The 24482-nt window shown below is 54.3% G+C and carries 25 protein-coding genes; 17 read left to right on the top strand and 8 right to left on the bottom strand.

The window, feature by feature from the left end; genetic code table 11:
• Positions 1-3 precede the first annotated feature (3 nt).
• The 7 genes from AAIE02_RS08665 (at position 4) to AAIE02_RS08635 (ending at position 7279) form a co-directional block, all read left to right on the top strand.
• Positions 4-639, top strand: coding sequence for a carbonic anhydrase (locus tag AAIE02_RS08665; RefSeq protein WP_008454155.1), 636 nt, complete (start codon positions 4-6; stop codon positions 637-639).
• A 205-nt stretch (positions 640-844) separates the two neighbouring features.
• Positions 845-1246: a DUF6515 family protein gene (locus AAIE02_RS08660; RefSeq protein ID WP_498532371.1), complete on the top strand. Its 402-nt coding sequence runs from the start codon at positions 845-847 to the stop codon at positions 1244-1246.
• Between the two features lie 331 nt (positions 1247-1577).
• Positions 1578-3014, top strand: a complete 1437-nt coding sequence (locus AAIE02_RS08655) for a purine-cytosine permease family protein (protein WP_498532370.1) — start codon at positions 1578-1580, stop codon at positions 3012-3014.
• Between the two features lie 326 nt (positions 3015-3340).
• Positions 3341-4261 (top strand): helix-turn-helix transcriptional regulator, encoded by a 921-nt coding sequence (locus tag AAIE02_RS08650; protein ID WP_498532369.1) that lies wholly within the window; start codon positions 3341-3343, stop codon positions 4259-4261.
• Positions 4262-4299: 38 nt separating this feature from the next.
• Positions 4300-5397 carry a chemotaxis protein gene (locus tag AAIE02_RS08645; RefSeq protein ID WP_498532368.1) on the top strand — a complete coding sequence of 366 codons (1098 nt, stop codon included), beginning with the start codon at positions 4300-4302 and terminating at the stop codon, positions 5395-5397.
• A 47-nt stretch (positions 5398-5444) separates the two neighbouring features.
• Entirely contained in the window at positions 5445-7016 is a 1572-nt protein-coding gene (locus AAIE02_RS08640) for a cobalamin adenosyltransferase (protein WP_498532367.1), read from the top strand.
• Entirely contained in the window at positions 7013-7279 is a 267-nt protein-coding gene (locus tag AAIE02_RS08635; RefSeq protein WP_498532366.1) for a YkgJ family cysteine cluster protein, read from the top strand. Before AAIE02_RS08640 ends, AAIE02_RS08635 begins: the two co-directional genes overlap by 4 nt.
• Before the next feature lie 224 nt (positions 7280-7503).
• Here the strand turns inward: AAIE02_RS08635 and ychF are convergent, their stop codons facing one another.
• Together ychF and pth are read right to left on the bottom strand one after the other, a co-directional pair.
• A complete protein-coding gene (gene ychF, locus AAIE02_RS08630) occupies positions 7504-8598 on the bottom strand; it encodes a redox-regulated ATPase YchF (RefSeq protein WP_008454161.1) in 1095 nt (364 codons plus the stop codon).
• A gap of 139 nt (positions 8599-8737) precedes the next feature.
• The gene (gene pth, locus AAIE02_RS08625; protein ID WP_008454164.1) at positions 8738-9322 is read right to left on the bottom strand and encodes an aminoacyl-tRNA hydrolase; all 585 of its coding nucleotides are present in this window, start codon (positions 9320-9322) and stop codon (positions 8738-8740) included.
• Between the two features lie 274 nt (positions 9323-9596).
• Between pth and ychH the strand changes: the two genes are divergently transcribed.
• Together ychH and AAIE02_RS08615 are read left to right on the top strand one after the other, a co-directional pair.
• On the top strand, positions 9597-9875 hold the full coding sequence (gene ychH / locus AAIE02_RS08620; protein ID WP_008454166.1) for a stress-induced protein YchH: 279 nt from the start codon (positions 9597-9599) through the stop codon (positions 9873-9875).
• 122 nt (positions 9876-9997) lie between these two features.
• A complete protein-coding gene (locus tag AAIE02_RS08615) occupies positions 9998-11050 on the top strand; it encodes a MerR family transcriptional regulator (protein WP_498532365.1) in 1053 nt (350 codons plus the stop codon).
• Here the strand turns inward: AAIE02_RS08615 and AAIE02_RS08610 are convergent.
• A complete protein-coding gene (locus tag AAIE02_RS08610) occupies positions 11007-11918 on the bottom strand; it encodes a LysR substrate-binding domain-containing protein (RefSeq protein WP_166991977.1) in 912 nt (303 codons plus the stop codon). The two genes, AAIE02_RS08615 and AAIE02_RS08610, sit on opposite strands and share 44 nt — an antisense overlap.
• A 117-nt stretch (positions 11919-12035) precedes the next feature.
• Here AAIE02_RS08610 and AAIE02_RS08605 point away from each other — a divergent pair, with 117 nt between their 5' ends.
• Both AAIE02_RS08605 and AAIE02_RS08600 read left to right on the top strand, forming a co-directional pair.
• The gene (locus AAIE02_RS08605) at positions 12036-12776 is read left to right on the top strand and encodes an SDR family NAD(P)-dependent oxidoreductase (protein ID WP_498532364.1); all 741 of its coding nucleotides are present in this window, start codon (positions 12036-12038) and stop codon (positions 12774-12776) included.
• A gap of 13 nt (positions 12777-12789) precedes the next feature.
• On the top strand, positions 12790-13002 hold the full coding sequence (locus AAIE02_RS08600; protein ID WP_498532363.1) for a tautomerase family protein: 213 nt from the start codon (positions 12790-12792) through the stop codon (positions 13000-13002).
• Between the two features lie 15 nt (positions 13003-13017).
• Here AAIE02_RS08600 and dauA read toward each other — a convergent pair whose 3' ends face one another.
• The 4 genes from dauA to lolB form a co-directional block, all read right to left on the bottom strand.
• Complete coding sequence (dauA, locus tag AAIE02_RS08595; protein WP_498532362.1) at positions 13018-14712, bottom strand: C4-dicarboxylic acid transporter DauA; 1695 nt, start codon at positions 14710-14712, stop codon at positions 13018-13020.
• A gap of 104 nt (positions 14713-14816) precedes the next feature.
• A complete protein-coding gene (gene prs / locus AAIE02_RS08590; RefSeq protein ID WP_008454180.1) occupies positions 14817-15764 on the bottom strand; it encodes a ribose-phosphate diphosphokinase in 948 nt (315 codons plus the stop codon).
• A gap of 125 nt (positions 15765-15889) precedes the next feature.
• Positions 15890-16756 (bottom strand): 4-(cytidine 5'-diphospho)-2-C-methyl-D-erythritol kinase, encoded by an 867-nt coding sequence (gene ispE, locus AAIE02_RS08585; RefSeq protein WP_166992944.1) that lies wholly within the window; start codon positions 16754-16756, stop codon positions 15890-15892.
• Positions 16757-16758: 2 nt separating this feature from the next.
• On the bottom strand, positions 16759-17382 hold the full coding sequence (gene lolB / locus AAIE02_RS08580) for a lipoprotein insertase outer membrane protein LolB (protein ID WP_008454183.1): 624 nt from the start codon (positions 17380-17382) through the stop codon (positions 16759-16761).
• A 202-nt stretch (positions 17383-17584) separates the two neighbouring features.
• On the opposite strand from lolB, the gene hemA reads away from it, so the two are divergent.
• The 6 genes from hemA to kdsA are packed head-to-tail and all read left to right on the top strand — an operon-like array spanning position 17585 to position 22891.
• Positions 17585-18841, top strand: a complete 1257-nt coding sequence (hemA, locus tag AAIE02_RS08575) for a glutamyl-tRNA reductase (protein WP_008454185.1) — start codon at positions 17585-17587, stop codon at positions 18839-18841.
• Between the two features lie 36 nt (positions 18842-18877).
• Entirely contained in the window at positions 18878-19960 is a 1083-nt protein-coding gene (gene prfA, locus AAIE02_RS08570; protein ID WP_008454187.1) for a peptide chain release factor 1, read from the top strand.
• A complete protein-coding gene (gene prmC / locus AAIE02_RS08565) occupies positions 19960-20790 on the top strand; it encodes a peptide chain release factor N(5)-glutamine methyltransferase (protein WP_336982336.1) in 831 nt (276 codons plus the stop codon). Before prfA ends, prmC begins: the two co-directional genes overlap by 1 nt.
• A gap of 20 nt (positions 20791-20810) precedes the next feature.
• Complete coding sequence (locus AAIE02_RS08560; RefSeq protein WP_008454190.1) at positions 20811-21200, top strand: SirB2 family protein; 390 nt, start codon at positions 20811-20813, stop codon at positions 21198-21200.
• 2 nt (positions 21201-21202) lie between these two features.
• Positions 21203-22012 carry an invasion regulator SirB1 gene (gene sirB1 / locus AAIE02_RS08555; RefSeq protein ID WP_008454192.1) on the top strand — a complete coding sequence of 270 codons (810 nt, stop codon included), beginning with the start codon at positions 21203-21205 and terminating at the stop codon, positions 22010-22012.
• 24 nt (positions 22013-22036) lie between these two features.
• A complete protein-coding gene (gene kdsA, locus AAIE02_RS08550; protein WP_008454194.1) occupies positions 22037-22891 on the top strand; it encodes a 3-deoxy-8-phosphooctulonate synthase in 855 nt (284 codons plus the stop codon).
• Between the two features lie 160 nt (positions 22892-23051).
• On the opposite strand, the gene chaA is transcribed toward kdsA, so the two are convergent.
• Positions 23052-24155 carry a sodium-potassium/proton antiporter ChaA gene (gene chaA, locus AAIE02_RS08545; RefSeq protein ID WP_166873271.1) on the bottom strand — a complete coding sequence of 368 codons (1104 nt, stop codon included), beginning with the start codon at positions 24153-24155 and terminating at the stop codon, positions 23052-23054.
• Positions 24156-24482: the final 327 nt, after the last annotated feature.

The following is a 24482-nucleotide window of genomic DNA, read 5'->3' as shown; positions in this document are numbered from 1 at the left end:
GCTATGCAACATATCATCGAAGGCTTTCTTAACTTCCAGAAAGAGATTTTCCCGCAGCGCAAAGAGCTCTTTCGCAGCCTGGCGTCCAGCCAAAATCCTAAAGCGCTTTTTATTTCCTGTTCCGACAGCCGACTGGTGCCGGAGCTGGTAACACAGCAGGAACCTGGGCAGCTCTTCGTTATTCGTAATGCCGGCAATATCGTGCCTTCTTTCGGTCCGGAGCCGGGCGGCGTTTCGGCAACCATCGAGTACGCGGTTGTTGCCCTTGGCGTAACCGATATTGTGATTTGCGGGCACTCTAACTGCGGTGCGATGAAAGCTATCGCCTCCTGCCAGTGCCTGGATCCGATGCCGGCCGTTGCGCACTGGCTGCACTATGCCGATGCGGCAAAAGCGGTTGTGGAAAAGAAAACCTGGAACAACGAGACCGATAAGGTCAACGCCATGGTAGAAGAAAACGTTATCGCCCAGCTGAACAACATTAAAACGCATCCTTCCGTCGCGGTAGGGCTGCGTAACAACGGCCTGCGCCTGCACGGCTGGGTTTACGATATCGAAAGCGGTGAAATTCGCACGCTGGATAAAAACAGCAAATCCTTTGTTTCCCTGGCGGATAACCCTGACGTTTGTTTCGAATAAATTCACGTCAGCGCTCTTGCAGATAAAAAAATCCACGCTTTGCGTGGATTTTTTACATCTATGGATAAATAAAGACGCCAGAAGCAGGATTGTGGAGATTTCACGGATTTACTTTCCCTATACGGAAAAGCCTGAGGCGGCGGGATTATAATCGACATAAAGCGGGCGAATGCTCGCGCTCAGCCGCAGGTCAGGAGAGTTTAAGATGAAAAAGTATCTGTATGTGTTGGCTATGTCTGCGCTGATTGTTGTGCCGTCCCTGGCGCAGGCGCGTCCTGGCCCCTGGTTTGGTCATGGTCCTGGATTCTGGTCTGGCCCGCGCTATTATCCGGGGCCGCATTATTTCTATGGCGGACCGCGTTTGACCGTTTTGCCAGGGCTTGCCACGGCCATAATCGTAGGCGGCCTGACCTATTACGTGGTCAACGGGATTTATTACCAGCGTCAGGGAGCGGAATACATTCGCGTGGAGACGCCGTCCAGCATCAATTCTGGCATCAGCGTGCTGGATTACAACGGCAAACGCTATTACGTGCGTAACGGCAGCTATTACCAGAAGGATATTAACGGTAACTATTTCGAAGTGCCGCGCCCCGCCGGACTGTAATCCCCATTTTGTTCAGCCTGTGTGGCAGGCGGTAATGTAGGAAACCCACCGTCAGCGTGGGTTTCTTTTGGCATTAACTGACGCCTTAGTTTCCCTCTTTTCTCAACGTTCGCCCTCCCGTCAACCCTTGGGCCGGTCTTCCACGCCTGCTCACCATCAGTTTTTCATATTGGTACATCTACACATCAATTTGGTTACATAAAATCTACAACTTAGTTCGCAAATTCATTATCAGCAGGGTGTGGTTTGCGCGCATTGCTTGTATATACATGAGTGATCATTTGATGTGCGATGAGTTTTCCGGCGTTTAATCAGGTTCAGCGAGGTCGTTATGTCTTCCTTTTCATCCACAGAAGAACAGTCCAAAAAGAGCTCATGTCTAAGCGAGAGCCGATCTATTGATTACATTCCTGACGGGGAACGTCACGGGCATCCTTTTAGCCAGTTTACTCTTTGGTTCGGCGGCAATTTGCAGATCACCGCGATTGTCACCGGCGCGCTGGCCGTGGTGCTGGGCGGCGACGTCGTCTGGTCGCTGGTGGGGCTGTTCGTGGGGCAGGTTCTGGGGGCATCGATCATGTCCTTCCACGCTTTGCAGGGGCCGCGTCTTGGCCTGCCGCAGATGATCATCTCCCGGGCGCAGTTTGGCGTTTACGGGGCGGTGATTCCGCTGGTGCTGGTGTGCATTATGTATATCGGCTTTTCCGCCAGCGGCACCGTGCTGGCGGGGCAGGCAATGGCGCATTTGCTGTCAATCAGCGATGTCAGCGGGATGATCCTGTTCAGCGCCATTATTATCGTCATTGCCGTGCTCGGGTATCGCGTGATCCATAAGCTTGGCAAGGTCGCCAGTGTTGTTGGCGTGCTGGCTTTTGCCTGGCTGTTTGGGTCGCTGCTGTTCAACACCGATCTCGCGGGCATTGTGCAAAATAACCATTTCTCCATGCCGATGTTTTTGCTGGCGGTGTCGCTGTCCTCTTCCTGGCAAATTGCCTTTTGCCCCTATGTTTCCGATTACTCGCGCTACCTGCCGCGAGACGTGTCTGGTCCGAAGGTGTTTTTCTCGGTGTTCAGCGGCACCGTGCTGGGGACTCAGGCTTCAATGACGCTGGGCGTTATCACCGCTGCGATTGCCGGGAGCGCTTTTTCCGGACACGAAGTCGGCTACATTGTGGGGCTGGGCAAAACCGAAACCATGGCGATGCTGATTTATTTTGCTATCTGCTTCGGCAAAATTACTTTTACCACGCTGAATGCCTACGGCAGCTTTATGTCGCTGACCACCATTGTGTCAGGGTTCCGCAAGCAGGTGACCCTGAGCCAGAAGAACCGCATTCTGTTTGTGGTGCTGATGGTGGCGGCTTCATGCATCATTGCGCTGCTGAGTGAACCCGCATTCCTGAAACACTTCACTCATTTCCTGCTGTTCTTGCTGGCCTTCTTTGTGCCGTGGAGCGCCATTAGCCTGACCGATTACTTCTTTATTTCGTCCCGAGCCGTAGATATTCCCGCGCTGTTTGATGCCGATAAGCGCTATGGCCGCTGGAACCTGTTTGGCATAGGGGTTTATATCATCGGGGTGCTGATTCAGCTGCCGTTTATTGAGAACCCGCTTTTCCACGGCTCGCTGACGTGGCTATTCGACGGCAACGATGTGTCGTGGATCATTGGCTGGTTTGGTACGGCGATTCTCTATTATGGCCTGCATCGCCTCGATAAACGCGTTCTGCCAGCGGCGACGGTTTACCCGAATAGCGCTGCTCGCTGATTTTTCTGTGTTTAAAAAAAATCCACGCCTGAGCGTGGATTTTTTATTTTTGTTAATACATGGTCGACCATATTTTGAAGATTCGAACTATTGAAGCGATAAGCGCTGGTTGAAACTGAACTGGAAGCTCAGGGGGACTACCTGGTATTTACACGCGATTAGCTGATCCATCATGCCATTTCTGTTTGTAATAATAACATAATGTTACTAACGGGAAAATAAATTATCGGTTCCCCTAAAAAAAACGGGAAGCGTGCCGATACACTGACAAGATTTGTCAGCATTTTATATATAATTCATGCCAGGAAAACAGAAAACAGGTGCTTATGGCTGATTCAACAAGGCGTTGCTCAGCAGAGCGTTTAGTCGAAATTCTGATAGAGCTACAAACTTATGGCGTTGTGAATCGCTATCAGTTGATGAAGAGATTTAATGTCACTGAACGAACTGTCTACCGTGATCTTAACTCGCTTTCCTCATTTATTGAAGGCTGTGGCAACGGGGAGTATCGCTTAATTTCTACTCGAACTCAGAATAATAGCTACGATTCCCTGCATGAGTTTTTGGCTAAACTGCTTGATGCTGATGCTGTTTTTCCAGACAGAGATGAGGCCTTTTGGAATGGTCTGGAAAAGCGCGCGGAAGAAAAACATGTTATTGTCCAGCTTGGTCACCCTGAACACTCGGCCAAAAATGACTTGCGAAAGTACTTTAACTTATTAGAGAGGGCAATTCAGAAAAGCAGTGTTTGCCATATTTTATATAAAAACAAAACGCGTATTGTTCATCCTTATAAGTTAGTTAACCAGAAGAACATCTGGTATCTGCAGGCAACTGAGGATGGGAAGCTAAAGTCTTTTTCGGTAAGTAAAATTCATTGGCTGGATATCAGAAAAGAGCATTTTGTGGTTGATCCGCCCACGCTGTTATTAATTGATAAGCATTGTGATCCTTGGGTGAGTGTAGAGACTTTTGAGGTTCGTGTACGCATTAACCACAGCATTGTGGGCTACTTTAGGCGGCGTGATTTGCTTCCGCAGCAAGAATTGTTGAGTGAAGAGGATGATGGTGTGACCCTGCTTTGCAGGGCCGCACATCAGAATCAAATTATGCCATTAATATTATTCTGGTTACCAAATATAGAAATTCTGGCGCCAGTTTGGTTAAAAACAACGTTCATCAATATGCTGCATAACTACACAGTAGGAGCGCGTGATTCAGCTCCTGCGCTGAAATATGATGCGTAGTGGGTAACAACGACTTATTACAACGGAGATTATTATTTATGGCATTACCTTTCATTATCCTGGGCGTCGCGGCAGCGGCAACGGCATTTGGTGGTAAAAAAGCTTATGATGGCTACCAGAAAAAATCAGAAGCCGAAGACGTTTTAGATCGTGCGCAGCGTCGTTTTAATAATCATAAAGAGAACTTTGATAAGGCGAATGAAAAAACGTCTAAAAAACTGGCTGAGCTAGGAGAAAAAGAGCTGCAGGTCGGTAAAGATTTCAATGAATTCAATACTATTGCCATTGAGCTTCTTGCTCGTATGGCAAAGGATGGGCATAAGGATCTTGAACTGACTGTACCAAAACACAGCCTTAATAAGATCCAGAGCCTGGCTATTTCCGCCACGGAGTACCTGACTACGGTCGTTGGTGCTGGAGTGTCTGGCGCAGCGGCGGGTTTCGCCGTTTACAGCGGCGTGATGGCTTTTGCCGCCGCTTCTACCGGGACGCCTATTGCCATGTTATCTGGGGCAGCGGCTTATAATGCCACTATGGCGGCGATTGGCGGCGGCTCGCTGGCCGCAGGTGGTTGGGGCATGGCGGGTGGTGCGATGGTGCTTGGCGGCGCAGTCGTTGCTCCGCTGATTGCTATCGCGGGCTGGGCCTACGATAGTCATGCGGAAAAAGCGCTCAATAATGCTCATGAGAGCTCTCGTGAAGTGAACGCAGCGGTAGAGAAAATGAATGCGGCTGAAGCACAGCTCGTGAAGGTGCAGCAATATGTTAACAGCATTTATGCATCGATAGTCCGAATGCACACTGTCTTTGTTCAGCATTACTTTGAACCGCTGAAAAAGATGCATGCCATGATTGTCGAACGTCATGAGAGAAATATCACCACTGAGATTTCTGAATCCGAAGAGATCATGGCAATTATTGACCATGGTTATGCATTAGCCGCCATCATGACCGACGTGATTACTACGCCGCTGTTTAAACCAGTGACGCAGGAAAATGGTGAAGCCGTTATTGAAGATGGCGTGATCCAACTCCAGACCGACAATAATGGCATGAACTTGCTGAACAAAGAGGTTCTGGACGAAAAACTGGCAGTGTCTGCCTCTGATTTCGACAAGTTTTCCTCTCGTATTTAATCGACTCGCCGGGCGAATCATCCCGGCATTGCTATGGGAAGCGAATAATGAACACGGCCAGGTTTGACTGGGGTGAAGAGTTACATCAAACGGTGGTTAAGAGCCTGACCACTTCGTTTGGATTAGATTTTCTCTTGCTTGAAGATAAGCACGGCGGCGATGTGAATACTATTCACAACGTGCGTAAGGATGTGTATGCCACTGAAGCCGAGCGTCAACGCTACGACCAGCGTGAAGAATATGATTCACATCACTACCATCGCCATGAAAACTATATTGCGACCAACCGGGTGGGGAAAAAAGCCCATGAAGCAGGTACGTTAATCGATACTTATACCGGCAAAACATTTTCAGCTAATGATAAAAAGAATCTCGACCATATTATTGCCGCCCATGAAGTACACAATGATCGAGGGCGTATCCTTGCCGAGTGTGATGGCGCCAACCTGGCTAATGACTCATCGAATCTCACCTTCACTAATGAGTCGCTGAATAAAGCGAAGAAGGCTAAAACGATGGATGCCTTCTTGCAAACGCTGCAAGGACAGCATGCCGTGACGACGCAGGAAATTGCCCGTTTACGCAGCCAGCCTGTACTTTCCGAGCAAGAGGAAAAGCAGCTGAATAAACTGGAAAATAAAGCCGCGGCTGATTTTGAACGAATGAAAGTGGCTGATAAAAAGGCGCGCGCAAAATACAACGGCACGATCAACCAGGAATATTACACCAGTAGCAAATTTGCGAAGAATGTTGCGAGCGCGACGCTGAACAATGCTTTTCGCATGGGAACGCGGCAGATGCTGGGGCTCGTTCTGGCTGAGACTTGGTTTGAATTCCGTGAACGTATTCCCCTTATGCTTGAGAAACATCGTCATGCGTTCGATGCTGAAGATTTTCTGCATGATGCGGCCGAAGCATTACGCGCGGTCTGGAATAGAGTACAGAGCAAATTCAAAACCTTCCTGACCTCCTTTAAAGACGGCGCGATCGGTGGGGTGCTTTCCAGCATCACGACGACGCTATTTAATATCTTCTTTACGACCCAGAAGATGATGGTGCGCCTGATTCGTGAAATGTGGAATAACCTTGTACAGGCCTTCAAAGTCATGGTCTTTAACCCTGAAGGGTTAGCCCCAGGTCAATTAGCAAAGGCGGTGAGCAAACTGGTGGCAGCTGGCGTTGCTGTGGCTTCAGGCGTGGTGGTTAACGAAGCCTTAGCCAAGATGCTCGTCGTTCCCTTTGGTCCGGAACTGGCAGCTTTCTGCGGCGCGTTGGCGACCGGTATTTTGACGCTGGTGATGAACTATTTTCTGGAACATAGCGCGTTGATGAAAAAGGTTTGGGCGTTCCTGGATACGTTTAGAGATAAGTACAAGAAAGCACTGGAATATTATCAGCAGGTTAATGCTGAGCTTGATCGCTATTTACTCGAGCTTTCGGCGTTAGAGTTTGTTATTGATGGGCCTGCATTGTCAGACTTTGCGCGTCATCTTAGCGCAGTGAATAGCGAAATTGAGCGCGGTCTACTGCTGCGGGCCGAGGTTGAGAGGCGCAATATTGAACTACCTTTTGAGGCAGGGAACACCGGTTCCGTGCGCAGTTGGTTAAGCAAGCTATGATGTTAAATCCAGCTTTTCCTTGCAACCAGTGCGGCGCTTGTTGTCGTCACGTCGATCGCGCGAGTGAAACACAATTTCTCGATCGCGGGGATGGTATTTGTCAGCACTATCAGATGGAAACAAAGCTGTGCTCGATTTATGAAACGCGCCCGTTGATTTGCCAGGTCGAGAAGCAATATCAGCTTAACTACCAGCAGCAATATAGCTGGCAGGAGTTCGTTACGCTTAATCGTGAGGCTTGCTTAATTCTTGAAAAGCTTTAGTCGTAAAGGAGCGCTGCTTGTTTTAAAGCATGGATTTAGGTGATGTGTTGTGCAGGACACCGGAAATGATCTTGCCAGTCACCATGGTGACCAGATCTAGTGTGGTGAGCCTGCCGAGGAATAGTATGGTTGCGCATAAGTTCTACACCAGGAACCATGCCTTTGGCCTTACGGATAAAAAATCCACGCCTGAGCGTGGATTTTTTATGCCCGAAGGGAAGGGGTTAGACGTTGAACAGGAAGTTCATCACGTCGCCGTCTTTCACGATGTAGTCTTTACCTTCGGCGCGCATTTTGCCGGCTTCTTTTGCGCCTTGCTCGCCTTTGTAAGTGATAAAGTCTTCATAGGCGATGGTTTGCGCGCGGATGAAGCCTTTTTCGAAGTCGGTGTGGATTTTACCCGCCGCCTGTGGAGCAGTCGCGCCGACAGGGATGGTCCACGCGCGCACTTCTTTCACGCCAGCGGTGAAATAAGTCTGCAGGCTCAGCAGCTCGTAGCCTGCGCGGATCACGCGGTTCAGGCCCGGCTCTTCCAGACCCAGCTCGGCCATGAACTCTTCGCGGTCGGCATCGTCCAGCTCGGCGATGTCGGATTCAACCGCGGCGCAGACGGCAACCACGACGGAACCTTCACCAGCGGCAATTTCGCGGACTTTATCGAGGTACGGGTTGTTTTCAAAACCGTCTTCGTTAACGTTGGCGATGTACATGGTTGGCTTCAGGGTCAGGAAGCTCAGGTATTTGATCGCCGCCTTATCTTCTTCGGTCAGATTTTTCAGCGCGCGCAACATACCGGCGTTTTCCAGCTGTGGCAGGCATTTTTCCAGCGCCGCCAGCTCGGCTTTAGCGTCTTTGTCGCCGCCTTTGGCTTTCTTCTGCACGCGGTGAATAGCGCGCTCGCAGGTGTCCAGGTCAGACAGCGCCAGCTCGGTATTGATAACTTCAATGTCGTCAGCCGGATCCACTTTATTGTTTACGTGGATGATGTTGTCGTTTTCAAAGCAGCGCACCACGTGGCCGATAGCTTCGGTTTCACGGATGTTGGTCAGGAACTGGTTGCCCAGGCCTTCACCTTTAGATGCGCCTTTCACCAGGCCTGCGATGTCCACGAATTCCATGGTGGTCGGCAGAATACGCTGGGGTTTAACGATTTCGGCCAGCTTGTCCAGACGCGGGTCCGGCATTGGCACCACACCCGTGTTCGGCTCAATGGTACAGAACGGGAAGTTAGCCGCTTCGATACCTGCTTTGGTCAGGGCGTTGAACAGCGTGGATTTGCCCACGTTCGGCAAGCCGACGATACCGCATTTGAATCCCATGGTTTAAATCACCTTAATTGCTTGATTATCAATGAATTTAACTGTTTTCATTGAAAAAATGTAGATAACTTTGCGCATTATACACTGAAACCACCGCCAGCGGGCGTGGAAATCCTTTCCCGGTGCGGGGAAGGCCGGTTTATTGTGCTTTAAAGGCGTGCAGACGATTAGTTGCCTTAGTCAGACCCTCTTTCAGCCAGACTTCGGTGCAGCGCGCCGCTTCGTCTACTGCGTCGTCGATAAGCTTCTGTTCGCTGACCGGCGGTTTGCCGAGCACAAAGCCGACAACTTTGTTTTTATCGCCCGGATGGCCAATCCCCACGCGTAACCGGTGAAAGTTCGGGTTATTGCCGAGTTTACTGATAATGTCCTTCAGGCCGTTGTGCCCGCCGTGGCCGCCACCCAGCTTGAATTTCGCCACGCCCGGAGGGAGATCCAGTTCATCGTGCGCCACCAGAATTTCGTCCGGGGCGATGCGGAAGAAGGTGGCCATGGCGGCAACCGCTTTCCCGCTGAGGTTCATAAACGTGGTCGGAACCAGCAGGCGAACGTCTTCTCCACCCAGATTAATGCGGGCGGTATAGCCAAAGAATTTCGCTTCTTCTTTCAGCGACTGATTGTGGCGCTCGGCCAGTAAATCCACATACCAGGCCCCGGCATTATGGCGGGTCGCTGCATATTCAGCGCCTGGGTTGGCCAGGCCGACAATTAATTTAATGCTCACGTTTAAATTCCTGAAAACCGTTCACAGCCGCGTAGTTTACTGCGCGAGGGCGACGTTGACAAAGCGCAATCCCCCCGCCGACACATTCTTGAATAGTTGAGGATCTGAACCATTAGAATTTCAAGTAACTCAGACGCTTATTTGTAAACTTTTGTAGGTCTTTCATTCGTAATTGTGATCGCTCACGCACACGCTCTTTAGGGGCATTGTCTATACTTTAGTCACAAGGATAGGGGATGTTCCCCACCGACCCGTAATAGTGCGGAGGTGACATATGAAACGCAGAAACGCTTCGTTACTCGGTAATGTCCTCATGGGATTGGGACTGGTTGTGATGGTGGTCGGCGTGGGCTATTCAATTCTGAACCAGCTCCCGCAGCTAAACCTGCCGCAGTTTTTCGCCCACGGTGCCGTGCTGAGCATCTTCGTTGGGGCCGTACTTTGGCTTGCCGGGGCGCGTATTGGCGGACGTGAACAGGTCTGCGACCGTTACTGGTGGGTTCGCCACTACGATAAACGCTGCCGCCGGGATGAACATCATCGCCACAGCTAATATTTAGCAGATTTTGAGAAACGGCTCCTTTTCAGGGGCCGTTTTTTTATGCTTAACGGATTGACCCTCACGTTACGTGAGGCTGCACACTCCCTCTCAGCAGAAGCCAAAAGGAGCAGGACATGTTGTTCAAAGTAGGTGAACTGGCAAAGCGTGCCGGGATCACGGTACGGACGCTACACCACTATGAAGCTATAGGCCTGTTGCTGCCTTCTGCCCGCACCGCCGCGGGTTATCGGCTGTATAACCGGCTGGATATCGCCCGGCTGCATCATATTCAGGCGTTGAGCCGGATGGGAATGAGCCTGGGTGAGGTGCGCGACTGTCTCGAGCGTCAGGCGCTGTCGCTCCAGGAGATCCTGGATTCGCAGATCTCCGTGCTGGATGGCCAGCTGGCTGAAATCGCCGTGCTGCGCCAGCGGCTGGTTACGCTGCGTGAAACTCTGCGCAGCGGCGCAGAACCTGACCTCGAGGAATGGCTGACTACGCTGGAGTTAATGACGATGTACGATCGCTATTTTTCAAAAGAAGAGTTAGAGCGCCTGCCTTTTGCGCAGGCTGATAGCCGCCGTGACGAGGAATGGAAACAACTGGTCGACGAGGTGGCCGGGCTTCATGCCCAGGGCGTTCCACCGGCGGATGAGCGCGCCCAGCGGCTGGCGGCGCACTGGATGGAAATCCTGGAGCGTGACACGGCAGGTGAGCCGGATTTTCTGGTTCGCCTGAACAAAATGCATCAGGCTGAGCCGGACATGGCCCGCCAGACCGGGATTTCGCCGGCGCTCACCGAATACGTAACGCACGCATTCGGCCACAGCAAGCTGAACATTTACCGGCGCTACCTCAACGATGAGGAGTTTGCTTTCACCAGCCGCCACTATTTCGACCGTATGCAGGAGTGGCCGCAGCTGGTGGCCGCGGTGCGTAAGGCCAATGCGGAAGGCGTGCAGGCTGAATCAGAGCAGGCGCAGCAGCTCGCACGTCGCTGGCTGGAACTGTTTCAGTCGTTTGCCGGGCCGTCTGTGCAGACGCAGCAAAAATTCCGCACCGCGATGGCGAACGAGCCAGAGCTTGCCAAAGGTACCTGGATGACGCCGGAGGTGCTGGCCTGGCTGCAGAGGGCGATTGGCGCTATGTTCCAAGCCGCTGGACTAAGAAATCAACCAGGCTCCTGACGCGTAAAGAGAGATGGCGAGCGTGAGGGTAAAGTAAAATAAACGGTCGTGAGGTGCCGCCGTACTCCGGCAGCACCTCAACCAGCGTTCCGTCGGCCACATCCTGCTCCAGAATAAACCGGTAGGTCTGAATCAGGCCCGCTCCGCTTCTGGCAAGCGCCACTATTCCCAACACATCTTCCGCGCAGGTAAAGCCGCCGCGGGTAAAAATGTCGGTATCTTTGCCGTCGACGCTGAACGTCCAGGGGACTTTTCGCCCGGTGCTCGGCAGCTCAAACTGGATGCACTCGTGGTGATTTAAGTCGCCCAGCGTTTGGGGTATTCCCGCCCGGGCTAAATAGACCGGAGAAGCCACGGTGATAAGCTCCGCGTCTTCGAGCTTGCGGGCAATAAGCGATGAGTCCTGAGGTGAGCGGCCGCGAATGGCAATGTCGTAACTTTCATCGGCAAAGTCGATGTTGCGGTTGCTGATGTGAACCTGCACCGAGACGCGGGGGTAAAGCTGCCTGAATTCCGGCAGCAGCGGCAGCACTCGATGATGCGCATACGGGGTAGGGAGGCTAATTCGCAGCACGCCAGCGGGTTCTCTCTGTGCGCCGGTGACTTCCCGCTCCGCCTCTCTGAGCTGCTGCAGCGCCTGCTGGCACTGGCGGAAATAGCGCTCCCCGCTTTCTGTCAGCCTGATCTGGCGGGTTGTACGCACGAACAGGCGCACGCCTAAGCGCTCTTCCAGGCGGGCGATAGAGCGGCTGACCGCCGCGGGCGTGATCCCCATAAAATTGGCCGCCGCGCTGAAGCTCAGCTGTTCCGCGGCCTGGCAAAACAGCTCCAGCGTGCCGATCTGCATCTCTTCGAAGTGGCGTTTCATTCCGATGTTCTCTTTCTATTTATTACATGAGGTATCTTGTCATGTTACGGATGGCTAATTTATCGGTCATTGTGTCATAAGTATAGTGAGCTCCACATTCACCCACAGGAGCAAATCATGAACTCAACCCCAACCGTTATTGTGACCGGCGCCTCAAGCGGCATCGGCCTGGCTATCGCGCAGGCTTACCTGGCTCGCGGCTACAATGTTGTCGGCAATGGCCGAACGCTGAAGCGCTTAGAAACGGCGGCGGCAAGCCTCGGTAACCCGGCGAATTTCCTGCTGGTGGCCGGAGATATTGCGCTGAAGACCACTGCAGAAACACTGTTTAAGCAGGCTATCGCCGCTTTTGGCCGTGTGGATATTCTGATCAATAACGCCGGGATCTTTATCCCGAAACCGGCGAGCGACTACAGCGAGCAGGATATCGACGCGTTGATTAACACCAACCTGAAAGGGTTTCTGTTCCCGTCCCAGCAGGCCGCCAGCCATATGAGCAAAAACAAGTCGGGGCACATTGTGAACATCACGGCGAGCGTGGCCATGCAGCCTAACGTCAAGGTGCCTGCCTTGTTGCCGGTGATGGTGAAGGGCGGTCTGAATCAGGCGACCAGGGCGCTGGCTTTAGAGCTGGCGGCGGATAATGTGCGGGTTAACGCCGTTGCGCCTGGCATTATCGAAACGCCACTGCACGCGGACTATTCAGGCTCAATAGGTTTTCTCAGCACGCTGTCGCCGAGCGGGAAGACAGGCACCGTGCAAGATGTGGTAAACGCCGTGCTGTATCTGACGGATTCACAGTTCGTCAGCGGCACGGTCATGGCCGTGGACGGCGGCAGCACCGCCGGGGTTTGGTAACAGGAGAGCCGCTATGCCATACGTTAATATTCGCGTCACCCGGGAAGGGGGCAGCGCAGAGCAAAAGCTGGCGCTGATTGAGGGCGTCACCGACCTGCTGGAGCAGGTATTAAACAAAAAGCCCGCCGACACCTTTGTGGTTATCGACGAGGTTGAAACCGACAATTGGGGCGTGAACCGTGAAAGCGTGAGCGCCCGGCGGCGACGCGAAGCCGGGCAGGAGTAGGAGTGAACCTGGCCGCTAATTGGCGGCCAGTGCGGCCTGAACGTCCTGGAAGAACGCAAGGCGGCCGGGAATCGGTTTCACGCCAGCCCGCGCGAGCGTGCGCAGCGGCTGGAATTCAAGGTTCGTCACCCGTAGTTCGCAGCCTTCCGGCATTTTCTCTACAAAGCGCTGGAAGGCATCCAGACCCCCTGCGTCCAGCACCGGAACCGCATCCCATTGCAGAATAACCACCCGATGCCCCGGCACCTGCTGGGCCAGCTGAATGAACAATCCTTCGGCAGCGGCAAAGAACAGCGGCCCCGTGACGCGCAGCGCCAGCACATCCTCAGGCACATTCACATTGCTAAGCGGCGCGAGGCGGGTCATTCGAGCCACGCGTCGCATGAAAAGCAGCGACGCCAGCACAATGCCGACGCTGATGGCAATCACCATGTCAAACAGCACGGTCAGCGACATGCAGATCAGCATCACGATGATGTCGTCTTTTGGCGCCCGGCGCAGCAGGTTGACGACTTTATGCGCCTCGCTCATGTTCCACGCCACCATCAGCAGCAGGGCCGCCATCGCCGAGAGAGGCAGCCAGGAAAGCAGAGGGGCGAGCGCCAGCAGGGCCAGGATCACCAGCAGCGAGTGAATAATGGCGGCCACAGGCGAAGTTGCCCCGGCACGCACGTTGGCGGCTGAGCGAGCAATGGCCGCGGTGGCGGTAATTCCGCCGAAGAACGGGGCAATAATATTTCCCAGCCCCTGGCCGACCAGCTCGCTATTGGCGTTATGTTTGGTGCCGGTCATGCCGTCCAGCACCACTGCACAAAGCAGGGATTCGATGGCACCCAGCATGGCCATAGAGAACGCCGCAGGTAGCAGGGCACTGAGTGAGTCCCAGCTAAGCGTAAAGTCCGAATTTGGCATCGCCCACGGGAGCGTTAGCTGAGGCAGCAGTTGGGGAATGCCGTTGCCCTGGGTGCCGTCGGCAAGCACGTAGTGGAACCGGGAGCCAATCGTCGCAACTTCACCACCAAGCAAAGTCACCATCGCCATCACGGCGCAGCCCGCCAGCAGCGCAGGCAGATGCCCCGGCAGGCGAAGCCCCAGGCGCGGCCAGAGAATCAGCACCGCCAGCGTCACGATGCCGATCGCAGCGTCGCCCATATTCAGCGTGGGCAGCGCCATCGCCAGCGCGGCCACTTTATTCAGGTAGTGTTCCGGCACGTGCTCCAGCGTAAGGCCGAAAAAGTCTTTCACCTGCATCGTCGCAATGGTGATGCCTATCCCGGAGGTAAAGCCCAACGTCACCGACAGCGGAATGTATTCGATAAGCCGCCCAAAGCGTGCCAGCCCAAACAGGATCAGGAATATCCCGGACATCAGCGTGGCAACCAGCAGGCCAGCAAGCCCGAATTGTTGCGCGACGGGGTAGAGGATCACCACGAAAGCCGCTGTCGGGCCGGAGACGCTGAAGCGCGAGCCGCCGCTAAGGGCGATGACAATCCCGGCCACGGCGGCAGTATACAAACCGTACTGCGGCGCAACGCCGCTGCCGATGGCCAGCGCCATAGCCAGAGGAATAGCGATGATCCCGACGGTCACACCGGCGATGGCGTCCCGGCTAAAGCGGGACAGGGTGTACTTTTCGCGCCAGCAGGCATCAATCAGGGCGCGGAATGGCATAACGTGAGAAGAAGATACGGTTTTCACTTGTGATTCCATCCGTGAGCGCATCATCTGTCGTTCAGGCAGGTGAAGGAGGCATTGAAAAAGAGTAGTTCAAAAACGAAAAAACCCGCCGCAGCGGGTTTTAAAAGCAACGTCTATCAGTGCTCGAACATCGCAGAGATAGATTCTTCGTTACTGATACGACGAATGGCTTCTGCCAGCATACCGGACAGGGTCAGGGTACGGACGTTTGGCAGAGCTTTGATTTCGTCAGACAGCGGGATGGTATCGCAGACAATCACTTCGTCGATCACCGAGTTGCGCAGGTTGTGAACCGCGTTACCGGAGAAGATAGGGTGAGTGGCATAGGCGAATACGCGTTTAGCGCCGCGTTCTTTCAGCGCTTCAGCTGCTTTACACAGGGTGCCGCCAGTATCAATCATGTCGTCAACCAGTACGCAATCACGGCCGGACACGTCACCGATGATATGCATAACCTGGGAAACGTTAGCGCGCGGACGGCGCTTGTCGATGATAGCCATATCGGTGTCGTTCAGCAGCTTAGCGATAGCACGGGCACGTACCACGCCGCCGATGTCCGGGGAAACCACGATTGGGTTTTCCAGGCCGATTTGCAGCATATCTTCCAGCAGAATTGGGCTACCGAAGACGTTGTCTACCGGGACGTCAAAGAAGCCCTGGATTTGTTCAGCGTGCAGGTCCACGGTGAGAACACGGTCAACCCCTACGCTTGAGAGGAAGTCAGCAACGACTTTCGCAGTGATGGGTACACGAGCGGAGCGCACACGGCGGTCCTGACGAGCGTAGCCAAAGTAAGGGATAACAGCGGTGATACGACCTGCAGAAGCGCGGCGCAGGGCATCAACCATAACAACCAATTCCATCAGGTTGTCGTTCGTTGGGGCACAGGTGGACTGGATGATGAAAATATCACCACCGCGTACATTTTCGTTGATTTGTACGCTTACTTCACCGTCGCTAAAGCGACCGACGGCGGCGTCACCAAGGGAGGTGTACAGGCGGTTGGCAATACGTTGTGCTAGTTCCGGGGTGGCGTTACCAGCAAAAAGCTTCATATCAGGCACGAGAAGAACCTCAGGCATGCGTCCAGTGGCGGATGGTTGCTACCGCATAATGTGCGGGCGGGGTAGCCCCCATCCAGGCGGTGTATTAAAGAGCACGATGCAACGTCTGAAACGAGGTGACGTTGTCACCAATGCCCAGCTTGCCCGGATATGGCCTGATGCAGCGGAGATCTATTAACGCCTCGCGCAACAAACCCATGCAGCCATTCCGGGGCTTGCTCAAGCACCTGCCGGGCGGCGTGCTCGGTGTTAAATTCAGCAAACACACAAGCGCCGGTGCCGGTCAGGCGCGACGGCGCGTATTCTAACAGCCAGGAAAGCGCGGCATCAACCTCGCGAAAACGTTTTCTTGCGATAACCTCACAATCGTTGACAAATTCACATTTTAGCAACGTCGTAATTGACCTGACCGGGGTTTCGCGCGGGAGGTCAGGATCGCCAAAAATGATCGGCGTTGGAATACTGACGCCCGGATGAGCAACCAGGTACCATTTTTCTTCAGGTTCGACCGGCGTCAGGATTTCACCGACGCCTTCAGCAAAGGCGGCGTGGCCCCTGACAAATACCGGCACGTCGGCACCAAGGCGAATGCCCAGCGCGGCCAGTTCGTCTTCGCTGCAGCCGGTTTTCCAGAGCTGGTTCAGTGCCACCAGTACGGTAGCCGCGTTGGAGGAGCCGCCGCCCAGCCCGCCGCCCATTGGAAGCTGCTTCTCAACGCCGAGATCGGCGCCTGCGCCCGCGGGCAGGGTGCCTTTTTCTGCCGCGAATTCCATCAGCATACGGGCGGCGCGCACAATCAGGTTTTCTTCATCAGGCACGGCGTCAATCGGCGTTACCAGCCGAATGACGCCGTCGGAACGCGGTTCGATGGTGAGCGTATCGCCATAATCAAGAAACTGAAACAGGGTCTGCAGGTTGTGATAACCGTCGGCACGGCGGCCGGTGATGTACAGAAACAGGTTCAGTTTTGCAGGGGCAGGCCAGCGGGAAATCATTATTTCACCGTCCAGCTGTCCATTTTCAGCTTGATACGCTGGTCGCCTTCGCGCAATTCCATGTTGGACGGCAGAGAAGGTTGGGTTTTGCTGTCGTAATCGCTGTACACCACTTTCCAGGTTTTGCCGCCCTGGGTGTAGTTTACTTCGCGCAGGCGGTACTGGTCGTCCAGCTTGTAGTCCGTGGAGTCGCCCGGCAGGCCGAGCATCCACTGGCGCAGGCTGTTCAGCGGAATAGGCATCCCGGTCAGCTTGCCGATCATCTCTTCCGCATCTGTGGCGGTGTAGCGCTTGCCGTCGCGGTCGGTTAACTGAACCCGATCCGGCTGAGCATTAAGCTCAAGCTCGGTACTGCCGAGCGGGTTGGTCAGCAGCAGGCGGTAACGGTCAGGGGCAGTTTGCTGCCAGTTAAAGCGGGCATATACCTTTTGGCTATCGGAGAGATAAGCAAAAGCGCCACGCGTCTGATATTGGGTGATTTTTTGCACTTGTTGCTGGTGTTCTAACCACTGCGGCGAGTCAGGACTTTTGCCCGGGCCGCTCGGTTGGGTGACTGAACAGGCGGCCAGCACGAGGCTGGCAAGGGGCAGAAGGCGCATCAGGCGGGCTTTTGGCATCAACATGGCGGCAGCAAATCCTTAAATTCATTTTTGTGGTCAACCGTTCATGCTAGCGGGCGGGCGGCAGGGCGTCTACGGTCATGTTGTCTTAAATCATAAATCATCCACTTACTCCACAAGGGGAAGCTCTCTTTTATTGATTCGGCTCATCCTGTATGATGCGACCAGAAATCCTTATCAACATCGGTATTACTCAGACCGCTCCATGACCCTGTTAGCGTTAGGAATTAACCACAAAACCGCGCCGGTATCGCTGCGAGAACGTGTAACGTTTTCGCCAGACACGCTCGACCAGGCGTTGGGCAGTTTGCTGGAACAGCCTATGGTTCAGGGCGGAGTGGTGCTGTCGACCTGCAACAGAACCGAGTTATATCTGAGCGTTGAGCAACAGGAAAACCTGCACGAAGGGCTGGTGCGCTGGCTGTGTGATTACCACAACCTCAACGAAGAGGAAGTGCGTAAAAGCCTTTACTGGCACCACGATAACGACGCCGTCAGCCATCTGATGCGCGTGGCCAGTGGCCTGGATTCACTGGTGCTGGGCGAACCGCAGATCCTCGGGCAGGTAAAAAAAGCCTTTGCCGACTCCCAAAAAGGCCATTCGCTTTCCAGCGAGCTGGAGCGCATGTTCCAGAAGTCCTTCTCCGTTGCCAAGCGCGTGCGCACCGAAACCGACATTGGCGCCAGCGCCGTTTCCGTCGCGTTTGCCGCCTGCACCCTGGCACGGCAAATCTTTGAATCGCTCTCCTCGGTAACGGTCCTGCTGGTCGGTGCCGGGGAGACTATCGAACTGGTTGCCCGCCATCTGCGCGAGCATAAAGTTGAGAAGATGATTATCGCCAACCGTACCCGAGAACGCGCTCAGGTGCTGGCCGATGAGGTCGGCGCGGAAGTGATTAGCCTGAGTGAAATTGACGAACGTCTGGCGGATGCCGATATCATCATCAGTTCTACCGCCAGCCCGCTGCCTATCATCGGCAAGGGGATGATGGAACGCGCGCTTAAAGCCCGTCGTAACCAGCCGATGCTGCTGGTAGACATCGCCGTACCGCGTGACGTCGAACCCGAAGTCGGTAAGCTGGCGAACGCCTACCTTTACAGCGTGGACGACCTGCAGGCCATTATTCAGAGCAACCTTGCGCAGCGCAAAGCGGCGGCGGTTGAGGCTGAAACTATCGTGGCGCAGGAATGCAGTGAATTTATGGCCTGGCTGCGCGCGCAAAGCGCCTCCGAGACCATTCGTGAATACCGTAGTCAGGCAGAGCAGGTGAGAGACGACCTGGCTGCCAAAGCGCTGGCTGCCCTACAACAGGGCGGCGACGCGGAATCCGTACTGCAGGATCTGGCCTGGAAACTGACCAATCGCCTGATTCATGCCCCAACCAAATCGCTCACGCAGGCTGCCCGTGACGGGGACGACGAACGCCTGCAAATCCTGCGTAACAGCCTCGGGCTGGATTAGCACACACAACTCTTATTACAAGGTGAACCACCGCCCATGAAGCCTTCTATTGTTGCCAAACTGGAAGCCTTGCAGGAGCGCCATGAAGAAGTTCAGGCCCTGCTAGGCGATGCCTCGACCATTGCCGATCAGGACCGTTTCCGCGCCCTGTCTCGTGAGTATGCCCAGTTAAGCGATGTATCGCGCTGTTTCCTGCAATGGCGTCAGGTACAGGAAGACATTGAGACCGCAGAAAGTATGCTCGGCGATCCGGAAATGCGCGAAATGGCGCAGGAAGAGCTGGCCGAAGCCAAAGCCAGCAGCGAAGAGCTGGAGCAGCAGCTTCAGGTTCTGCTGCTGCCAAAAGATCCCGACGATGAGCGCAATGCGTTTGTCGAAGTTCGTGCCGGCACCGGCGGGGACGAAGCTGCGCTGTTTGCCGGCGATCTGTTCCGCATGTACAGCCGCTATGCCGAAGCCCGCCGCTGGCGGATTGAAATCATCAGCGCCAACGAAGGCGAGCACGGCGGCTTCAAAGAAGTGATCGCAAAAATCAGCGGCGAGGGTGTCTATGGCCGCCTGAAATTTGAATCCGGCGGCCACCGCGTGCAGCGTGTTCCGGCCACGGAATCCCAGGGGCGTATTCATACTTCCGCGTGTACCGTGGCGGTGATGCCGGAAATTCCAGAGGCGGAACTGCCGGACATTAACCCGGCGGACCTGCGCATCGATACCTTCCGTTCCTCTGGGGCGGGCGGGCAGCACGTTAACACCACCGACTCCGCAATCCGTATTACTCACTTGCCAACCGGCATTGTGGTGGAGTGCCAGGACGAACGTTCCCAGCATAAAAACAAAGCTAAAGCGCTTTCCGTGCTGGGGGCGCGAATTCGCGCCGCCGAAGTCGCCAAACGTCAGCAGGAAGAGGCTTCCACTCGCCGTAACCTGCTCGGCTCCGGCGACCGCTCTGACCGCAACCGTACCTACAACTTCCCGCAGGGGCGCGTGACCGATCACCGCATCAACCTGACGCTTTACCGTCTGGATGAAGTGATGGAAGGGAAAATCGACGCCCTGATCGAGCCGATTGTGCAGGAGTTCCAGGCCGATCAGCTCGCGGCGCTGTCCGAGCAGGATTAATGGAGTTTCAGTCATGGCTTCGCCAGGCCGTTCAGCGCCTGGCGCAAAGCGAAAGCCCAAAGCGAGATGCGGAGATTTTATTGGGATTTGTCACCGGCAAATCCCGCACGTTTATTCTCGCTTTTGGTGAAATCTCGCTGACGCCAGCCCAGCAAGCCGAGCTTGATGGGCTTCTGGCTCGCCGGGAGCGCGGTGAACCGATTGCACACCTTGTGGGCGAACGTGAGTTCTGGTCGCTGCCGCTGCGCGTTTCTCCGGTGACGCTGATTCCTCGTCCTGATACCGAATGCCTCGTCGAACATGCGTTAACTAAGCTGCCGAAAACCCCGTGCGCAATGTTAGATCTTGGCACCGGGACGGGCGCTATCGCTCTGGCGCTGGCCAGCGAACGTCCTGACTGCGACGTCACCGCGCTGGACGTGGTGCCGGAAGCCGTGGCGCTGGCGAAAACGAACGCAGAAAACCTGGGCATAACCAACGTCAGGGTGTTGCAAAGCCACTGGTTTAACGCCCTTGATGCCCAGCGCTTTGCGCTGATTGTCAGTAATCCGCCGTATATCGACGAAGCCGATCCGCACCTCAGTGAAGGTGACGTTCGCTTTGAACCGAAAAGCGCGCTGGTAGCGGAGAATCATGGTCTGGCCGATTTAGAAACCCTGGTTAACGATTCACGCCGTTTTCTTGAACCCGGCGGCTGGCTGGTGCTGGAGCACGGCTGGACGCAGGGCGAAAGCGTGCAGCGTTTGCTACGGGATGCCGGTTTCACCGAGGTTGCAACCTACAAAGATTATGGCGATAACGATCGCCTGACGTCAGGACGCTATCTTTGACTTATTAAGGAACAGACATTTTGGCGACTTATTTTTCACTTAAATATCTGCATATTTTCACCGTCGTTATTTCAATCAGCCTGTTTGTTTTACGCTACTGGTGGCAATATCGCGGGTCTGTGATGTCCGGCAAGCGCTGGGTGCGCATCGTACCGCACGTTAATGATACGCTGTTATTGATCAGCGGTTTTGCGCTGGTTATGGTTACGCATTTCTATCCTTTTACGCCGCAGGGAACGTGGCTGACTGAAAAGCTGTTTGGCGTTATTATCTATATCGCTTTAGGTTTTATCGCGCTGGGAAAACGTCCGCGCAGCCAGCAGGTTCGTTGGTTTGCTTTTCTGCTGGGGCTGGTGGTGCTTTACATCATCATAAAACTCGCCACCACTAAAATACCGATATTGGGGTAAGTATGAAGTCGTTAGCCGATTTCGAATTTAATCAGGCACCGCTCTGCGAGGGCATGATTTTGGTCTCGCAGCTGATTCGGGATGATTTCCCGACCGCAGAAGTGAAAGCACAGCTCGGGGAACTGGTGAAGCTGGCAAAAGAAGAGATTTGCCTGGGGACACATCCCGACCTGCAGCTGGAAAAACTGCTGGAACTCTTTTACGGCGAATGGGGCTTTAAGGACTCAGGCGGCGTGTATCGCCTGTCCGACGCCCTGTGGCTGGACAACGTTTTAAAAAGTCGTCAGGGGAGCGCGGTTTCCCTTGGGGCAATTTTGCTGTGGCTTGCCGAGCAGCTTGATATTCCGCTGATGCCGGTGATTTTCCCGACGCAGCTTATTCTGCGTGCCGACTGGATGGACGGCGAAATGTGGCTTATCAATCCGTTTAACGGCGATACGCTGGATGAGCACACGCTGGAAGTGTGGATCAAGGGCAATATTAACCCGACGGCGGAGCTGTTCGACGAAGATCTTGACGAGTCCGACAACGCGGAGGTGATCCGCAAGCTGCTGGATACGCTCAAGTCCGCGCTGATGGAGGAGCGGCAGATGGAGATGGCGCTGCGCGCCAGCGAAGTACTGCTGCAGTTTAATCCGGAAGATCCGTACGAAATTCGCGACCGCGGCCTGATTTATGCGCAGCTGGACTGCGAGCACGTGGCGCTCAACGACTTGAGCTATTTTGTTGAGCAGTGCCCGGAAGATCCAATTAGCGAAATGATTAAGGCGCAAATCAATTCGATTGCGCACAAGCAGATTACCCTGCATTAAGTTCACACCTGATAAGGCGAACATATGAAACAAAAAGTGGTTAACATTGGCGATATCAACGTCGCAAACGACCTGCCGTTTGTGCTGTTTGGCGGCATGAACGTGCTGGAGTCCCGCGACCTGGCGATGCGCATCTGCGAACACTACGTGACCGTGACCCAAAAGCTGGGTATCCCGTACGTGTTCAAAGCCTCTTTTGATAAAGCTAACCGTTCATCCATTCATTCCTACCGTGGCCCGGGCCTGGAAGAGGGCATGAAGATTTTCCAGGAGCTGAAGCAGACCTTCGGCGTGAAAATCATTACCGACGTGCATGAAGCTCACCAGGCACAGCCTGTGGCTGACGTGGTTGATGTGATTCAACTGCCAGCTTTCCTGGCTCGCCAGACCGACCTGGTTGAAGCGATGGCCAAAACCGGCGCCGTCATCAACGTGAAGAAGCCGCAGTTTGTCAGCCCTGGTCAGATGGGCAACATCGTGGATAAATTCGCCGAAGGCGGCAACGACAAAATCATCCTGTGCGATCGCGGCACGCAATTCGGCTACGACAACCTGGTTGTCGACATGCTGGGCTTCAGCGTGATGAAGCAGGTCTCTAACGGCGCGCCGGTGATTTTCGATGTCACCCACGCGCTGCAATGCCGTGACCCGTTTGGTGCGGCGTCAAGCGGTCGTCGTGCGCAGGTGACTGAACTGGCTCGCGCCGGGATGGCTACTGGTCTGGCGGGTCTGTTTATTGAAGCGCACCCGGACCCGGATAACGCCCGCTGCGATGGCCCATCTGCGCTGCCGCTGGCGAAGCTGGAAGCTTTCCTGACCCAGATTAAAGCGATTGACGATCTGGTGAAGAACTTCGAGCCGCTGGACACCAGCAAGTAATTGCTGCAAAAAATAAAACCCGCTTCGGCGGGTTTTTTTATGTTTGGCTCCCTCTCTTGAGGGAGACAGCGAAATGAGTCCGTAGTGGCCTGATGCTCTCTCCCCGTGGGAGGGGGAGCAAATATTAAAGACCGCCTTTACAGGCGGTCTTGCTGTTTACTTAGGCAAAGATTGTCATCAGGTAGGCGGCAAACAGCGCCAGGTGCGCGGTGCCGTTAAGCACGTTGGTGCGTCCGGTGGAGAACGAAATCTGGCACAGGACCAGCGCCGCCATCATCACCACCATCTGCGGCATGCCGAGGGCGAAAACCAGGTCGTTGCCGGTGAACCAGGCAATCAGCGTCACCGTCGGTACAGTAAGAGAAATGGTGGCGAGCACGGAACCGAAGAACAGGTTCATGGCGCGCTGTACCTGGTTACTCAGCACCGCTTTTAACGCGCCCAACCCTTCCGGAGACAGAATCAGCAAGGCGACCAGGAAGCCGGTGAACTGGGCCGGGGCATCCATCGCGTCCAGAAGATGCTCCAGCGGGTTGGCGTTCATCTTGGTCACGGCAATCACTGCAATCAGGTGGACGATAAGCCAGGCCGTGTGCCACGCGGAGCTGTGCGCGGATGGCTTGCCGTGGTGCGGGTCGTCGCTGTCGCCTTCATCTTCATGCTCGTAAACAAACAGGCTCTGGTGCGTTTTCGTCTGAATCAGCAGGAATACGCCGTACATGGCGGCAGAGATCAGCGCTACAAGCAGGGACTGACCCAGCGAGAAATTGCCGCCCGGAAGCGCCATCGGGAACACCAGCACGATCACCGCCAGCGGGAAGAGCGCGATCAGGTACTGTTTAATACCAAACAGGTTCATGTACTGCGTGGCAAATTTGCGGCCGCCCATCAACAGGGAGAAGCCCACAAGGCCGCCGGTCACAATCATGATGATGGAATAGAGCGTGTCGCGCATCAGCGTTGGGGCTGCATCGCCGGTGGCCATCAGCGCGGAAATCAGACTAACTTCAAGAATAACGACCGACAGGCTCAGAATCAGTGAGCCGTAGGGTTCACCCAGACGGTGCGCCAGCACGTCCGCGTGGCGAACAACGCTAAAGGCACTGCCCAGAATGGCGACCAGCGCCAAAATATTGATGCCGACAACCACCGGCAGGGACTGGCTTGACCCCCACATCGCCAGTACCGCCAGTGCCAGTACCGGGAAAATGAGAGAACTCTCCTTGTGGCGGGTTTTTACCGCCTCATGTTGTGTTTTTGTCATTCAACTTCTCCATCTCTGCAGGCGATAACCTGTTTTGATCATTATAGTCAGGTTTTTGAAGTCATATAAACTAGCAAAAAACCGTTACTTTTAGTTAAAAATTTACTTATTTTTACGGCATTTATTTGAATTTAAGTCTGGTGCACCGAAATGGCGTGTATTCTTTATTTAATTTAAATAAAACATATTGATATGAATTGCATTCAGTCAAATAACCGCTGTTTTTGACGGTTTTAGTCCCGGGTATTGGCATGAAAATCACAACCTGGGCGCGAAATCAGTATGTTAGCGATAGAGTATCGGGCGAGTGCATTGTTTACAAAAAGA

Source organism: Cedecea sp. Ae19-4 (genome assembly GCF_059801165.1).
Note: the sequence above shows the minus strand (reverse complement) of the source record. Positions and strands in the feature narration are given on the sequence as shown.